The 15,908-nt window shown below is 58.0% G+C and carries 13 protein-coding genes, 1 tRNA gene and 1 pseudogene; 2 read left to right on the top strand and 13 right to left on the bottom strand.

Annotation, left to right across the window (positions count from 1 at the left end; genetic code table 11):
• Positions 1-2: 2 nt before the first annotated feature.
• From PSEBG33_RS30125 to PSEBG33_RS16715, 10 genes and pseudogenes are all read right to left on the bottom strand, one after another.
• Complete coding sequence (locus PSEBG33_RS30125) at positions 3-494, bottom strand: ABC-three component system middle component 2 (protein WP_032803415.1); 492 nt, start codon at positions 492-494, stop codon at positions 3-5.
• A complete protein-coding gene (locus PSEBG33_RS16680; RefSeq protein ID WP_032803828.1) occupies positions 482-1,522 on the bottom strand; it encodes an ABC-three component system protein in 1,041 nt (346 codons plus the stop codon). Before PSEBG33_RS16680 ends, PSEBG33_RS30125 begins: the two co-directional genes overlap by 13 nt.
• A gap of 852 nt (positions 1,523-2,374) precedes the next feature.
• Positions 2,375-4,216: a tyrosine-type recombinase/integrase gene (locus PSEBG33_RS16685; RefSeq protein ID WP_005786995.1), complete on the bottom strand. Its 1,842-nt coding sequence runs from the start codon at positions 4,214-4,216 to the stop codon at positions 2,375-2,377.
• 235 nt (positions 4,217-4,451) lie between these two features.
• Positions 4,452-4,527, bottom strand: a tRNA-Gly gene (locus tag PSEBG33_RS16690).
• Between the two features lie 60 nt (positions 4,528-4,587).
• The gene (gene pgsA, locus PSEBG33_RS16695) at positions 4,588-5,148 is read right to left on the bottom strand and encodes a CDP-diacylglycerol--glycerol-3-phosphate 3-phosphatidyltransferase (RefSeq protein WP_003190391.1); all 561 of its coding nucleotides are present in this window, start codon (positions 5,146-5,148) and stop codon (positions 4,588-4,590) included.
• Between the two features lie 32 nt (positions 5,149-5,180).
• A complete protein-coding gene (uvrC, locus tag PSEBG33_RS16700) occupies positions 5,181-7,004 on the bottom strand; it encodes an excinuclease ABC subunit UvrC (protein ID WP_005786993.1) in 1,824 nt (607 codons plus the stop codon).
• A 1-nt stretch (position 7,005) separates the two neighbouring features.
• The gene (uvrY, locus tag PSEBG33_RS16705) at positions 7,006-7,647 is read right to left on the bottom strand and encodes a UvrY/SirA/GacA family response regulator transcription factor (RefSeq protein WP_005786991.1); all 642 of its coding nucleotides are present in this window, start codon (positions 7,645-7,647) and stop codon (positions 7,006-7,008) included.
• 160 nt (positions 7,648-7,807) lie between these two features.
• Positions 7,808-7,939, bottom strand: a pseudogene (locus PSEBG33_RS29725) (transcriptional regulator); the annotation flags it as partial.
• A gap of 184 nt (positions 7,940-8,123) precedes the next feature.
• Positions 8,124-8,561 carry a GNAT family N-acetyltransferase gene (locus PSEBG33_RS16710; protein WP_005786988.1) on the bottom strand — a complete coding sequence of 146 codons (438 nt, stop codon included), beginning with the start codon at positions 8,559-8,561 and terminating at the stop codon, positions 8,124-8,126.
• The gene (locus PSEBG33_RS16715) at positions 8,562-9,311 is read right to left on the bottom strand and encodes a carbon-nitrogen hydrolase family protein (protein WP_005786986.1); all 750 of its coding nucleotides are present in this window, start codon (positions 9,309-9,311) and stop codon (positions 8,562-8,564) included. It lies immediately after the preceding gene.
• Positions 9,312-9,457: 146 nt separating this feature from the next.
• Here PSEBG33_RS16715 and PSEBG33_RS29915 point away from each other — a divergent pair, with 146 nt between their 5' ends.
• Both PSEBG33_RS29915 and PSEBG33_RS16720 read left to right on the top strand, forming a co-directional pair.
• Positions 9,458-9,592, top strand: coding sequence for a hypothetical protein (locus PSEBG33_RS29915; protein ID WP_269745279.1), 135 nt, complete (start codon positions 9,458-9,460; stop codon positions 9,590-9,592).
• A 338-nt stretch (positions 9,593-9,930) separates the two neighbouring features.
• A complete protein-coding gene (locus tag PSEBG33_RS16720) occupies positions 9,931-11,010 on the top strand; it encodes a 3-deoxy-7-phosphoheptulonate synthase (protein WP_005786985.1) in 1,080 nt (359 codons plus the stop codon).
• Between the two features lie 40 nt (positions 11,011-11,050).
• On the opposite strand, the gene PSEBG33_RS16725 is transcribed toward PSEBG33_RS16720, so the two are convergent.
• The 3 genes from PSEBG33_RS16725 to PSEBG33_RS16735 form a co-directional block, all read right to left on the bottom strand.
• Entirely contained in the window at positions 11,051-11,473 is a 423-nt protein-coding gene (locus PSEBG33_RS16725; protein ID WP_005786982.1) for a hypothetical protein, read from the bottom strand.
• A 134-nt stretch (positions 11,474-11,607) separates the two neighbouring features.
• A complete protein-coding gene (locus tag PSEBG33_RS16730) occupies positions 11,608-15,222 on the bottom strand; it encodes a transporter substrate-binding domain-containing protein (protein WP_005786980.1) in 3,615 nt (1,204 codons plus the stop codon).
• Between the two features lie 7 nt (positions 15,223-15,229).
• A complete protein-coding gene (locus PSEBG33_RS16735) occupies positions 15,230-15,856 on the bottom strand; it encodes a response regulator transcription factor (RefSeq protein WP_005786978.1) in 627 nt (208 codons plus the stop codon).
• Positions 15,857-15,908: the final 52 nt, after the last annotated feature.

The following is a 15,908-nucleotide window of genomic DNA, read 5'->3' as shown; positions in this document are numbered from 1 at the left end:
GTCTACAATAGCCTCCTTACGGTATCAAGTTCGGCACCCCACAGGTGCCCTTTTTCAGCGAACTCACTCTGCAACGCGCTTGACTCTTTTGCTCCGAATCGAGTTGCAACCCATCTGCATCTAGTCTCGAGCTCTCGCCAGTACTTTGATGATAGGGAGCCAACCATCGTGAAGCTGCTTGGCCCAGCCACATAGGTCATACCTCGATCATCCAGTACAACATCGACCAAGCCACGTGTGCTCATCAGGTACAAACCCTGCTCGATTCGCTCACGTCTGCTGAACAACTCGGCGTTACGAAAGGGTACTGGAGTATGAAGACTATTGGGCCCTCCGACGTCGCTCGAGTACACAATTGCATAATCCAATAACACCAATTTTTGAAGATCAGCGCCTTCAGGTCGAAGCGCTGACAGCAGGTAAACCATCCTTAGCCCGAGTTCAAAAGGGGTATTGAACAGTTCGGGTTGCTTCCTTGATTTTATCGAACCCATTTTAAGTGCTTGTCATTAACTAGGTGATGGCATGTGCCCGGCAAATCTCCGCCCCGAAGTCGAGGATGCAGAGCACTATCTGTGAGAGCGACGCTACTAACTGCACCTATGGCTGCATCATGGCGCTCCATCCCCGTTTTTAAACTTGGGCTGTACACCTTTAGCTTGATCCCTTTTCTAACCATATCGAGAAGTTTTGCGAACTCGTCCTCAAGGTAAATATCGCGGCTAAACCGTTTTAGCCCTTCCGCAGAGTAAAAAGCCTCGCGAGCAGCAGCAAAATGGTCGTTGTAAATTTCTGAGTCGAGAACATCCTTCAATGCTATTGGCGTACCATCGAGCTCACCATACACATTAAGGAGCTCAGTCACATACACCATCTCGTATGCTTGAGCTTCATTCGGCACTTCGGGATCGTCACCGCGCTCAGGCTCGATGCCGAATAGCTTGTAGTGGGCGGAGGAATCTTGCTCGTGCCATGCGAGGAGGTCATGAACCAAGTACTCTTCGAAACGGCTGAAATCGAACGCGATCACAAACGCCTCCATCTCTGGAGTCAACTTCGCCTTCTCAGGCCCTAGGCCTTGGGAACCCGACCTCCATGCGGCAAGAAATGTTTCGCGAAGTTTTTGAGGGTCAGCCAGCAAATCATGAAGATCAGGCCCTGCATTAAGAGGGGCACAAAAATAATACTTACGAGGAACCGGGTAACTTTTCGACAGTAAATGACCAATAAATTTAGCTATTTCCGGGAAGGCATCACTGGGCGTCAATCGGTCTTTATAGTGTTTCGCTTGAAAAAGGTCCCAACCATCAGCCACAAGCGCACCCTGGAAGCGCGCTTCCACATCCCGCCCTTTATCATTGGCATTGCCCAGCCGCTTAACCTGAAAATACCTTCCGCCATGCCGGCAAGCATCCTCGATAAAAAGCTCCCATTCTTTATCCGATATATGCATCAGATACACAGAGGGGGGGATTGCTCCGCGCTTGACGACAAGTTGATTTGGGGCCGGTTTCTTGGGCATGAGGAGCTTCGGCAATATTCTATTTCGGCGTTGCGGCCACGTTGCGGGCATGCAACAGACTTGTGCTACCACTATGCCATATTGCCATTCAATGAAACACATCGAGCTTGCTTGAGTGGAGCCGATTGCCAAAGCCCTCCTTAGCTCACGCCGCTTAGAACTAGAAAACCCCGAAAACCGCCACGTGAACGCATTACCCCATAACTGTCGGTACTCGGTACCGCGGACCAGCTTGTGAATCACCTGCATGTTCGGTTGCAGTGAGGACTAAAGGCTACATTTGGTAGTTAGCATCCTGTCGCGACCGGTAGCTCGGCCACAAGCGGGCTCCCACCTGTAGCACTGACAGGTGTAGATCAGCAGAGACAAGGCGGTGCCCCCATTAGACTCCCTTAGACGTCGAAGCCAACTAGATCCAGAATATCCGTGGGAGTAAATGTGGGAGTATTTTTTCAGACATGAAAAAGCCCAACCGGTGATGATTGGGCTAAGTCATTGAAAAATATGGTCGGGACGGAGTGATTCGAACACTCGACCCCTAGCACCCCATACGAGGGGTAGCTGAATTCCATGTTTATCCGCCAGCCGTATCTGCCGAACGCATAAAAACCCGGCACGAGACCGGGTGATTACCCGCCCCTCAAAAACTCAGCCCCCAAATGAGAGGGATGGAGGGCTGACAAGAGAGTGCGGGAGCGGGATATTGCCAAATGGCGTCTTCCTGCGCAATAGAATCCTCTAGCCGACCAGCTCCGAAACGTCAGGCGACTTGCGTAGTCCACACATTCAAGAGTAGCTCTAGATGGGCCCAAGAAAGCAGCGACATTCGTTATCACCGCACGAGACAGCACTTCAGCTTGAGCCAAGGGCGCTACAAACGATTCGTACAGCCACGTCGAAATTCTCCAGAGTGAGCGCATCGATCGGCGAACGGCCCTTAAATCGCTCATGAGGCTCACAGACCGTCCGATAAAGCCTCCATGCATCGACATCCGGAAACAGCGCTAACGCAGCAAGCACCAACTTGTGCCGCAATGGATCAAGCTGCCAATCCGGAATGCGCTGACCACGATTCCCCAGGCTAAGGGACAGCAGACGCCGAGCCTTAATGTCACGGTTGATCTGATCTCGGGATTTGCCAGCCAATTTAGCAAAAACCAATAATGGCAAATTACTTGCGGCCTCATAGATGGCAAGCATCTCGGCGCGTTCGCGCTGGATGTCAGACACATGAGATTGATGCAGTTTTTCACTCGGCACCAAAAGCGGTACGACAGGCGACTGGTGCGACGCGATAAGAGCTGGTTCGTTGCTAACTGAAGCCTTGGGCACCGAGACAATTGTCGTTGGAAAGGTGCCGCTGAACTGAACGGAATTTGCGCTCGCGTTTTCGAGCGATGGCAACGAAGCGGCGCCCTCCAATCGGATGGTAAGCGGAGAGCTTGCTGCCTTTAAATGGCCCTGCCCCCAAAGGTCCAGACGGTTCGCCCAATCCTGCATCATGGTCCGACGCTGCTCGACATATTCAGCATGATTGTAGGCCGCACTAACCTTATCCGGATCAGCATGAGAAAGCTGAGCGTCCACCCATACCTTTGGATATCCAATCTCGTTCAGCGCCGTCGAGATCGTTGCCCTCATCCCGTGACCAGTAAGTTGATCGGCATACCCCATCCGACGTAACGCGCCATTCAGCGTATTCTCGCTGATGCGTTTGCTTAGATCGCTTCGATGCGCAAATAGGTAGCGCTGTGCGGGGACAACTTGGTCCAGCATGTGGCGCACGATCTCCAGCGCCTGAACCGACAGCGGCACGATATAAGGCGGTACATTTTGGGTCTGCTTACCTGGCTTCCGCATCGCTAGCTGGAGTTGTTTCACCATTTCCGCCGGTATGACCCACAAGCGCTTCTCCAGATCGAACTGGTCGGGTGTTGCCAAGCGCAATTCGCCCGTGCGGACACCGGCCAGCAACAACAACCGAAGGCCAAGCCGAGTTTGGTCGGCACCGCCGTAGTTTCGAAGCGCAGCCATCAACCCCGGGAGCTCGTCCATGCGGAGAAACGGATTGTGCGTCACGGGAGGTTTGGGAAGTGCGACCACATCAAGGTCCGAAGCCGGGTTGTATTCCAGCCCCTCGATTTTCACCAGCGCATAGCGGAACAATTGGTTGAACCAGGTCCGGCATTTTTCGGCGGTCGTTAAGGCCTTGCGCTGTTCGATCCTGCTTAATAAATCCAGCAGATCGTGACGATTGATATCGTAGACGGACCGCCCGCCCAGAGTGGGCAGGACGTCTTTATTGAAGATTCGCAAGATTTGCGAGAGCGTACTCTGGCGGCCCTCCTTCAGGCTTAGCCTGCGGAACTCCACCCACTGATTGAACACGGCCTCGAAGGTGTGCTCTGCCGCAAAACGAACAGCACGACGCTGCTGTTTACGGTGCTCATAGGGATTGATGCCTTGGGCGACCAAGGCGCGCGCCTCATCACGTCGCGCACGGGCTTCTTTGAGGCTGATTTGCGGATAACTACCCAGAGACATGCGCTTCTGCACGCCCGCCCAGTAGTATCTGAAACGCCAGATTTTTCCGCCGCGGGCGGTCACGTTGAGCGCCAGCCCATCCGTGTCGCCTATCGTATAGTCATTGCCGGTGATTCGGGCTTGCCGAACGGTCGTATCCGAGAGTGCCATAGCGAGCTCCTGAACAGAGTCAGGGCCAGATGCTCGTCTCGCTATCCAAGCTGCTCCAGCAAAAAACCGATTCAGTGTACATCCAAATTCAAGATCCTCATTCGGGACTTAAATCGGGACTTAAAAGCACTGGATGGAGCTGGACTTCAGTGGTTCCCGCTGGAACGAAAAAAGGGCCTAAAGGCCCTTTTTTCAATCACTTACAGAATTCAGTGGAACTCTGTAGTGCAATATTTGGAGCGGGAAACGAGACTCGAACTCGCGACCCCGACCTTGGCAAGGTCGTGCTCTACCAACTGAGCTATTCCCGCTTGGTGATGCGCATTCTATAGGATCCTCAGCACCCGTCAACCCCTTGATTCAAAAAAGTTTTATTTCTTTTCAACGGTGGTTCGCAGATGGGGCCAGGCCGCACGCAGATATTGCAGCATGGACCACAGGGTCAGGCCAGCGGCAACGAGCAGCAAGGCGTAGCCGGTAAGCACCCAGAACGAGAAGTCCGACGGGTTGGCCAGCAGGATGACCAGCGCGAGCATCTGCGCCGCGGTTTTCCATTTGCCCATGTTCGATACGGCGACGTGGGCGCGGGCGCCGATTTCGGCCATCCATTCGCGCAGGGCCGAGACGACGATCTCGCGGCCGATGATGACGGCAGCCGGCAGGGTCAGCCACAGGTTGCCGTGTTCCTGCACCAGCAGCACCAGGGCGACGGCGACCATGAGTTTGTCGGCCACGGGGTCGAGGAACGCGCCGAACGGCGTGCTCTGTTCCAGGCGGCGGGCCAGGTAGCCGTCGAGCCAGTCGGTGGCGGCTGCGAAGGCAAATACCGAACTGGACGCGACGTAGCTCCATTCATACGGCAAATAGAACAACAAAATGAAAATCGGGATAAGCAGGACGCGTAGTACGGTGATCAGATTAGGGATATTCATCGGCACAACTGGCTACGAGGTGAGAAGGCATTCTATTCGCTGTGCAGATTGGCATAAATCAATTCAGCGAGCTTTTTACTGATACCGGGTGCTTTGGCTATTTCGTCAATGCTGGCACGGGAGAGCTCCTGCAAGCCACCAAAATGTTTAAGCAAGTCGCGACGCCGCGTCGGGCCAACCCCTGCCACCCCTTCCAGGGTTGAGGTTCGCCGGGTTTTGCCACGGCGCGCGCGGTGGCCGGTAATGGCGAAACGGTGGGCTTCGTCACGGATTTGTTGAATCAGGTGCAGCGCAGGCGAGTCGCCCTTCAACGTGAACTCATGGGCGGCATCATTCAAGTACAACGTCTCGAAACCGGCCTTGCGCGTGGTGCCCTTGGCGACGCCGAGCAGGATCAGGTCGGGCACGGCCAGCTCGTTGAGCACGTCTCGCGCCATGGACAGCTGGCCCTTGCCGCCGTCTACCAGCAGGATATCGGGCAGCTTGCCCTCCCCGTCCTTCAACTTGCTGAAACGCCGCGTGAGCGCCTGGTGCATCGCGGCGTAGTCATCGCCGGCGGTAACGCCTTCGATGTTGTAGCGCCGGTAGTCGGACTTGATCGGCCCTTCCGGCCCGAACACCACGCAGGAGGCCACCGTGGCCTCACCGCTGGAGTGGCTGATGTCGTAGCACTCCAGGCGCTGGGGCGGCTCGTCCAGGTTGAGGACTTCGGCCAGAGCGTCGAAGCGTGTGGCAACGTGCTGTCGATTGGCCAGGCGCGCGCTCAGGGCCTGTTCGGCGTTGGTCACGGCCAGTTGCTGCCAGCGGGCACGGGTGCCGCGTACGCGGTGGCTGATGTCCAGCTCGCGGCCCCGCAGCTCGTGGATCGCTTCGATCAAGGTGGGGAAGTCTTCGTGTACCACATTGACGATCAGCTCCGAGGGCAGGTCGCGCTCTGGGCTGCTCACGTAGTACTGGCCAAGGAATGCGGCCATCACCTCGGCAACGTCTTCGTCGATACCGGTCTGCGGGAAGAAGTTCTTGCTGCCCAGCACCCGCCCGCCACGCACGCTGATCAGGTGCACACAGGCGCCGCCCGGGTTGACGAACGCGGCGATCACGTCGACGTCACCGGTGCCGCCTTCCATGCTTTGCTGGTCCTGGACGCGACGCAGCAGGGAGATCTGGTCGCGTAGCTCGGCAGCCTTTTCGAAATCCAGGGTGCTGGCCGCCTGCTCCATGGCCCCGGACAGCTCATCGGTGAGCGCGTTGCTGCGCCCCTCGAGGAACATCACCGAGTGGCGCACATCCTCGGCGTACTCTGCCGGCTCAACCAGGCCCACACAGGGCGCTTTGCAGCGCTTGATCTGGTATTGCAGGCACGGCCGCGTGCGGTTCTTGTAGAAGCTGTCTTCGCACTGGCGCACAAAAAAGGTTTTTTGCAGCAGGCTCAGGCTTTCACGAATCGCCCCGGCGCTGGGATAAGGCCCGAAGTACTTGCCCTTTTGCTTTTTCGCCCCACGGTGAATGCTCAGGCGCGGGAAGTTGCCATCCGATAAAAACACGTAAGGGTAGGATTTATCGTCACGCAACAAGATGTTGTAGGGCGGCCGCCATTCCTTGATCAGCGTCTGCTCAAGCAGCAGCGCCTCGGTTTCATTGGCGGTGATGGTGGTTTCGACCTGGGCGATACGCGCCACCAGGGCGGCGGTTTTCGGCGCAAGGCCGGTCTTGCGAAAATAACTCGCCAGCCGGTTCTTCAGGTTCTTGGCTTTGCCCACATACAGCAGGCGCGCCTCGCTGTCGAACATGCGGTACACGCCGGGGCGGCCACTGCAGGTCGAGAGAAAGGCACTTGGATCAAACGGCGTAGTCATGTCAGGCGCTGGCGTCCACCATGCCGTGGCGCACCGCGAGCAGGGTCAATTCAACATCACTGCTGATGGCGAGCTTCTCGAAGATGCGATAGCGGTAGGTATTGACGGTCTTGGGCGACAGGCAGAGCTTGTCGGAGATCGACTGCACTTTCTGGCAACCGACGATCATCAAGGCGATCTGGATTTCCCGCTCCGACAGCGTATCAAACGGCGAATCGCTGGTGGGCTGGAAGGATTTGATCGCCAACTGTTGGGCGATCTGCGGGCTGATGTAACGCTGGCCGGCAAAGACCAGGCGAATGGCCTGCACCATCTCCGCCAAGCCCGCGCCTTTGGTCAGGTAGCCCGCAGCACCGGCCTGCAGGAGCCGCGTCGGAAACGGGTCTTCCTCGCACACCGTCACCACCACGACCTTGATGTCCGGGTGGCTGCGCAACAGCTTGGTCGTGGCACCAAGACCGCCGATCCCGGGCATCTTGACGTCCATCAACACCACATCGGGTTTCAATTCCCGAGCCTTGATCAGAGACTCCTCCCCTGACTCAGCCTGGCCGACTACTTGCAGGCCGTCGATGTCAGCCAGCATTCGTGTAATGCCTGTACGAACGAGATCATGATCATCGACTACTAGCACCCTAATCAAGCAGACACCTCGCGATATGGTCTTATAGATTGCTGAACACCTTAGCAAAAAAGCTGGGCACAGACCTAGCCGCAAGCGTCATATATATGGAGTTTGCCTGCCCGGTAGTCGTCCAACGGGTGGCGGACGACCGAATTTATTGGGCAAAAGGTCAGAAATCCTGGGGCGCACGCCCGCCGTTTTCATATTTGCCTTGAGCGTTGGCTTCAACGCCTCCGATTTCACCAAAAACTTTATGCGGCAGGCCGAGTCGCTCTCTTTCTTGCCTTAAACGCGAACCGATTCCACTCATTTGGATGCATGATCCCATTTTGCACACATCAAGAGGTGACACACTCATCTCTTCGTTGAACGAACTTGAGCGGTTTTGAACTATGCCCGGAATCCGCACGGCTGCACAAGCCAAGGCCTGGCTGGAACATCAAGGGAAGTCGGCTCCTGAATCAGTATGCGCTTATTAGGATTTTGCACAGGGTTTAGCGTGCGCGACAGTCACGCTCCATCCGCCAGAAGCCATCCTCTTCGCCAACAATGCTGAACCCCATGCGCTGATAGAGCCTTCTGGCCGGATTGGTCTTGAACACGGTCAACCGCAACAGCCCAAGCGCCTGCGCCTGCGCCTTCAGCGCTATCTGCTCCAGCACCCAAGTGCCTGCGCCCTGCCCGCGATACGCCTGGAGCAAATGCAACTCACGGATGTATAGAGCGCCACCGTCGCGACTGAGGCTGATAAATCCCAACGTGTGGTCATCTCGGCAAATCAGCCAGTTTTCCCGACCGGCCCAGGCCGTGTCGAAGCCGGCATTGGACCAAATCAGCTGGTTTTGCACGTAGTAGCGGTTCATCGCCTCGTGGGTCAGGGCCCGCGCAAACGGCAGATCCTGTTCTGTGGCAGCACGCAGGTGAAAAGCCATTTATACGGCCACCACTTGGCCCACCCAATGCTCGTCGTCGCGACGGGCAATCACCAGCGCTTCGCCGACACCGGGTACCGCTGCAAGCAAACGGCCATCCGCGGCCCAGATCGCGCTGCGACCTGCACAGGCCCAGCCACCCGATGGGCCACCGTGGTTAGCCATCAGCACCAGCAGACGATGCTCCGCGGCATAGCCCTGCAGCAGCGCGCTGTCTTTTGCGTAGCCGCCTTCGCTGATCAGCACGCCTGCTGCGTAGACATTGGCGCCCGCTTGCGCCGCCTGGCGCGGATGACTGGCGTGGGAGAAGTCGGCGCAAACCGCCAGGGCAACACGATCATTCCCCCATTGGAGAGCACCACCACCCTGCCCGGCCGCAAACGCCACGTCTTCGCCTGGATGCAGATGCTGCTTGGTGTACACCGCCAGTGAGCCGTCGGCACCCAGCACCAGGGCGCCAATCAAAACATCCGTTTGCGGGGCCAGGCGGATCGGCATACCCACCACTGCCGTCAGCTGCAACTCGCGCGCCATCTCGCGCAGGGGCGCCAACACTGGCGCATCGGGAGCGATGGCCAAGTCAGCGGCCAGCGTGGGTTCATAACCGGTCAAAGACAGCTCCGGAAACACCAGCAATTGCACACCCTGCTCTGCCGCAGCCTGCATGAACACCCGGTGCCGTGCGATATTGGCTTCAACATCGCCAGCAATGGAAAGGGTTTGCGCCGTAGCAAGGGTCAAGGCAGTCATGGTCGCGTCCTGGCAAACATTATTAATGAGTCACCAGCATAGCGACACTCATGCCATAGCCGTAAGTACCCTCAAGCAATAGAAATTACTGATTGAATCCACCCGTACGCCTCTAGTAAGCTCCCCCCATCATTTGGAGAGCCACCATGTTGCAACTCACCCACACTCAGGTTTGCCCTGCTGCCAGCGCCTTGCGCTCGGTGTCGGTTACCCGCGTGAACGGTTCGAGCGCACTGGCCGGCTTTTATTTTGGGTATTGGTTTAGCCACTGGCGCGCCTGATACCTGAAATCGGCGCCCACTACTCAAGGGGTCGCCTACCAGAGAAATCTAAACCCCCGGTCGGCTCCCCGACCGGGGGTTTTGTTTTTCAGCCGCTAACCATTTTGTTTGTTCAAGAACACTTAAAGGAATCACACCATGAACTACGCCACTTATTACCGCTTCGACACTTGCACTGCATGGCGATTTAGCCAGCTCCGTTCGGGACAGCCTGCCGCCTCCGATCGGTCACCTATTGGTGGCAAACCAACACACCTCGCCAGTACGGCCAATTGTCGAACACCCCAGTAGGCCAAGCGCGCGGGAACAACCCGCCGCTTGCCCAGGAAGCCTTGAATATGAACTCCTCCGTCGCCGCTTTGCCCGTCTGCACCCTCAACAGCGCCAATGAAGCCCTGACCCAGCGCCTGCCCAGCTCCCTTGAGCTGAAACACCAGTTGCCCCTCAGCCCGTTCCTCCATGAACAGATCCACGCCCATCGCCAGGCCATACGCGCCATCCTCAATGGCGAAGACTCGCGCTTACTGGTGATTGTCGGCCCGTGTTCGATCCACGATCCGCAATCGGCCATGGAATACGCACGCAACCTGAAGAAACTCGCGCTTGAAGTCAGCGACCAGATGCTGCTGGTGATCCGCGCCTACGTCGAAAAACCGCGCACTACCATCGGCTGGAAAGGCCTGGCCTACGACCCGCACCTGGACGGCAGCGATGACATGGCCGCCGGCCTGACCCTGTCCCGCGAACTGATGCGTGAAATGCTGCGCCTGGGCCTGCCGGTCGCCACCGAGCTGTTGCAGCCCATGGCTGCCGGCTACTTCGATGACCTGCTCAGTTGGGTCGCCATCGGTGCACGCACCACCGAGTCGCAAATCCACCGCGAGATGGCCAGCGGCCTGGGCATGCCCGTAGGTTTCAAGAACGGCACCGACGGCGGCGTCGCGATTGCCTGTGATGCCATGCGCTCAGCGTCCCACCCGCATCGCCATTTCGGTGTCGACAGCCAAGGCCATCCCGCCATCATCCAGACGCCAGGCAACCCCGACACGCACCTGGTACTGCGCGGCGGTCACCGCGGGCCAAACTACGATGCACAGAGCGTGGCCCAGGTGAAACATGACCTGGCCAAGGCCAAAGTGGCGGCGCGGATCATGGTCGATTGCAGCCACGCCAACAGCGGCAAGGACCCACTGCGCCAACCGGCAGTATTCAATGACGTACTGGAGCAGCGCTTGCAGGGTGATACGTCGCTGATCGGCATGATGCTTGAGAGCCACTTGTTCGAAGGCTGCCAGCCGCTGAGCGCGTCAATGCAGTACGGCGTGTCGGTAACCGATGGTTGCCTGGGTTGGGACGCGACCGAGCAGTTGTTGCGCAGTGCGGCCGAACGCCTGCGCGAATCTCACAAAACCAACTGAGGGGTGCGGAACAACATGCGGCAGCAGCGTTGAAACGAAGCTAGGCCCGGGCCACCCGCGCCCGGGACAACTCCCGTAGCCACGGCAGTACCCGCAGGCCATGGGCAGCCTCGGATGGGTCGACGATGTCCATGAAGTGTTCGAGGCTGACGCTGTCCGGCACGCCCGGCAGACGCACCCGCACCGCTGACGTTGCACCGGCAGGCTCACCCAGGTCGATGTGCTCGTATATCAACACGTGGTGCACTGACTGCTGGAGCCCAATGGCATGGTCCAGCAACCCGGCATTGATGATGAGCGCATCGAAGGGTTCGGCTGGAATGGAGGTCAGAATCTGGACTTCTTCGAGCGTTTGCACCGGCACGATCCGGTAATACCCCAACTGGTTGAGCATTTTCTCGATGTACAGGCGTTGCAGATGCTGTTCATCGGCAATCAGGATGGTCAGTGCTTTGTTTGGCATGGCAAACCCCTGGGCAGGCAGTGCTCGGCAGTGAGCGTCGCCCATTTTCCAGACATATGCCGACGACAAAATCAGGCATGTTCCCCGTTTACGTAAGAGTTTTCCCAAATCGCCTGAATGGCGATCAACCGCGATCAAGGCTGATTGCAATACGCGTTCAAGCCTTGCTGCAAAATACCGATCGCTTCACTGACGCCATCAACCGCAGGGCCCAATGCCAGGCGGTCCTGCTGTTCACACACCGCCTCCAATGTTTCACAACACGCGATCACCCCCTGCGCCTTGACCATCCGTGCGCCACCCTTGGCGCGATGGGCCAGGTCGTGCAGCTTGGCAAAGTCGGCCTGGTTTGACAGCTGTGAGAGCAAGGCACGGTCCGTTTCCAGGCTGTCGAGCAACGGCGCCAACAACTCAATAAGCGCGGAGCGATCATCCCCCGTCAATGCGACCAGGGTGCTCAAGTCAAACGCCTGCATTTGTGGCGGGCCCAACTCGGCGGAACGCGAAGCCAATGCCGAGCGCAAGTCGTCCAGCCCGGTGGGTTTGAACAGGCAGCCGTCCATACCGGCTTGCCGACAGCGCTCGGTTTCCTCCGGCTGGGCGTTGGCGGTGAACCCCAACAGCAGGCAAGGTGCCTGACCCCGTTCACGTTCTTGCGCACGAATCTCCCGCGCCAACTGGTAGCCATTCTTGAAGGGCATATTGCAATCGGTGATCACGCCGTCGAATTGTCCCGTCCGCCACTGCTCAAACCCTTGGGCGCCATCTTCGGCCGTAGTGATCTGGTGGCCCAGGAAGGTCAACTGGCGCGCCAGCAGCAAGCGGTTGGCCGGGTAGTCATCCACCACCAGGATGCGCAGCGCACGGCCCGCTGGCACTGCATCAGCAGTGTGTGCGGCGTGGGCCGGCAAGCTGTCCGTCAGGGCCAGGGCCAGCGTCACATCCACCCGGGTGCCCTGCCCCAACACGCTGCTCAAGTGCAGCTGGCCGCCCATCATTTCGCACAAGCTGCGGCTGATCACCAACCCCAGGCCAGAACCGCTGCGGGCCGACTGCTGGTTATTGCTGCCCTGGATAAACAGGCTGAACAATCGCTGCTGATCTTTGACGCTGATCCCAATGCCGGTGTCTTGCACCCATAGCTGCACATTCAACCGGTCGCCCTCGACTACCGCCCGGGCCCCGAGGGTTACCTGGCCGCTGGCGGTAAACTTGATGGCATTGCTCAACAGGTTCGACACCACCTGTTTGAAGCGCAGCGGGTCGACCAGCACCGTCCGCTCAACCAACGGCTCCAGCTGGACTTGCAGCGCCACCCCCTTGGCTCGCGCCAATCCCTCGAACACGCGCGCCACCGATGCCAGCAGCTCACGCAGGTTGGCCGGCTCCAGGGTCAGCGACAAATGCCCGGACTCGATCCGCGCGATATCGAGAATGTCGCCAATCAACTCCAGCATGCCGCGCGAAGCCACCGATGCCACTTCCAAGGCATCACGGTCGGCCCGCCCCTGTTCGGCATTTTTCAAGGCCAACTCGATCATGCCGATCACGGCGTTCATCGGCGTGCGGATTTCGTGGCTCATGGTCGCCAGGAAGGTCGTCTTGGCGCGGTTAGCGGCGTCGGCATCGTCCTTGGCTTCCTGCAATTGGCCCAGCAAGCGATGACGCTCGCTGACGTCCACCCAACCGGCAATCATACCCACCACCTTCTCGTCGCCGTCGCGATACGGCAGCATCCATTGGTAGATGGTCAGCACATCGCCGTTGGGCACCTTGAGTATCCGGTCATGAATCTGCGGCTCGCCGGCGGCCATCAAGCGCAGGTAATCCTCATGAAACGACTGGGCCTGTGGAGGATTGTCGACGTCGGTTTCCATCACCGTCTTGCCGATCACGTCTTCAAGTTTGTAGCCAAACACATCGAGGTACGCATTGTTACAGGCCATCAACCGACCCTGGCGGTCGCGCACATAGATCGGATGCGGGGTGCCGTCGATCAATACGCTCATGAACCGCATCTGATCGCTGAGCGCCCGCTCGGCCTGCACGCGCTTACGAATCAAGCTGCGCAAGTAGATGATCCAACCCAGCGTGACCACCAACAACAGTGCGGCCAACCCGAAGCCCTGAATGATCACGTTGCGATAACGCAGCCAGTAGCTGTCCTCGATGATGACTTCGCTGCGCCATTGGCCAATCAATTCATCCATTTCCTGCGGTGTGATGCTCAGCAGTGCCTTGTCCAGGATCGAATACAGCTCCAACTGACTGCGGTTGACTCCGAAGGTCACGCGCGCCGGTTCAGTGCCGACCGTACTGGTGATACGCAAGCGGTCACGGTAATGCCGGGTGATCAGATAGCGCGCACTGATCAGCGAGTTCACGGCGCCCTCGGCGTCGCCATTGGCCACCAGCGCCATGGCTTGCAGCGGGTTTTCCACGTCGATAAACGCAACCCCTGGAAAGTTTCGCGCTATCTCATCATGCAGGCCATTGCCGGTCACCATGGCCAGGCGTTTGCCGACCATATCCTCCAGCGTGAGCGGGCTATCAGGGCTGTCGCGGGTCACCAGCACAAACGGGTTGGTCAGGTAGGGCCGGGTAAAGCGCACTTTGTCGGCACGCTCCATACTGGGGGTGACCACCGCCAGCATATCCGCCGTGCCCGCACTGACAATATTGACCTGGCGCGGCAACGAACTGCCCGGGACCACATCGAACTTCAAACCGGTGCGCAAGCTGATGCGCGACAGCACCTCCGCACTCAGCCCTTCGAATTGCCCCTTGTCACCGATAAAAGACAATGGCAGAAAGTCGTTTAGCACCGCGACTCTGACCCGTGGATTTTTCTGCACCCAGCGTTGTTCATTGGCACTCAAGTGCAGCCGGTCGATGCCCACGATGCCCAGGTTGCCACCGCTCCAGCGGCGCAGGATCTCCATGTGCTCACTGGCGGGAATGGCCTCCAGCGCCGCATTGATGATCTGCAGCAGCCGCGTATTGTCGCGGGTGACGGCAAACGCAAACGGGTTGACCTCCAGGGCGGAAAAATCAGCCATGCGTACATTGTTCAGGTGGTTGCGATTGATCAGGTAGTTGCTGCTGATGGCATCGCCCAGGTAAACATCGGCGCGACCAAACGCCACGGCGCCAATGGCCTCGAAGGTCGAGGCAAAAAGCTCCAGCTGTGCACGGGGGTAAAATGCCCGGACGGCGTCGGGCTGCATATAGTGATACAGCATTGCCACCCGCTTGCCTGCCAGGTCGTCACTCAACGCTTGGCTGTCACCGCTGCGAGTCACCAGGGTCGGTTGATCGTTGGCGTAGGAACGAGACAACTGCAATTGCTTGTCGGCAGCCTCATAACCATTGGCGGAACCGAGAAAATCCACGCCACCCTGCTTCAGGGCCTGGATCACATCATCACGGGTTTCGTAACGCCGAACCTCGATGGAGATATGCAGGGCCTGGCCAATCAGCGCGGCAAAGTCGGCCGTGATACCTTCAAGTTCATCGTTGTTATTGGTCAGGTCAAAAGGCACGTAATCGGGGGCAGAAATTCCCATGACCAATGTGCGCCGCTCGCGTAGCCAGCGCCAATCAGCCTCGGTCATCTCTACTTTGGGGATTTCGAGGTGGGAGTGCCCCAACAGTTGCAAAGCCTGGGGCTCTTCAAAGGCCACCGCGATCAATGGTAATAGGCTCATCCAAAGGATCGCGACGAACCTGGTCAACGCGGTGGTGATCATTTGCAGCTCAGATGAGATGGTTGCGCTGGGCAAACTTGGACAAGTGCACTACCGAAGACATACGTAACTTCTCCTTGAGTCGAGTCTTGTAGGTGCTGATGGTCTTGAGGCTCAGCAGCATTTTCTCGGCCACTTCCTTGTTGCCCAGCCCCAGGGCCAGCATCTGCAATACGGTCAATTCACGGTCCGACAATGACTCGATCATTTGCCGTTCCGTTTCCTGCAGGTCATCACGGCGTACCGAACTGGTCGGCAAACTGGGGAAGCAGCTGTAGCCCGACCTGATCGCCCTGATGGCTTTAATCAACTCGTCCAACTCCCCGGTCTTGGCCACGAACCCCATGGCGCCGGCACGCATACAGCGGGTAGAAAAGAACATCGCCATGTAGGAGGTGAGCACCAGAATCTTGCACGGCAGGGCCAGTGCCTTGACCCGGCTGATGACCTCCAACCCACCCAGTTTTGGCAGCGCAAGGTCGAGAATAATCAGCTCGGGACGTTGCTCCCTGGCCAACTGCATTGCATCTGCCCCATCCCCTGCTTGGTAGATTTCAGTAAACCCTTCCGATTTCAGAAGGTGTTTGACCGTCGCGCGGATAAACGGATGGTCATCCACAATTAATGCTTTGCTCATAAAACTTCCCTATGTGGACAAAATACCCTTACACATCACACCGGGACTGGAT

It is taken from the genome of Pseudomonas synxantha BG33R (assembly GCF_000263715.2).
GTDB classification, from domain to species: Bacteria; Pseudomonadota; Gammaproteobacteria; order Pseudomonadales; family Pseudomonadaceae; genus Aquipseudomonas; species Aquipseudomonas synxantha_A.
The sequence above is the reverse complement of the archived record's forward strand: the minus strand, read 5'-3'. Positions and strand labels throughout refer to the sequence as shown.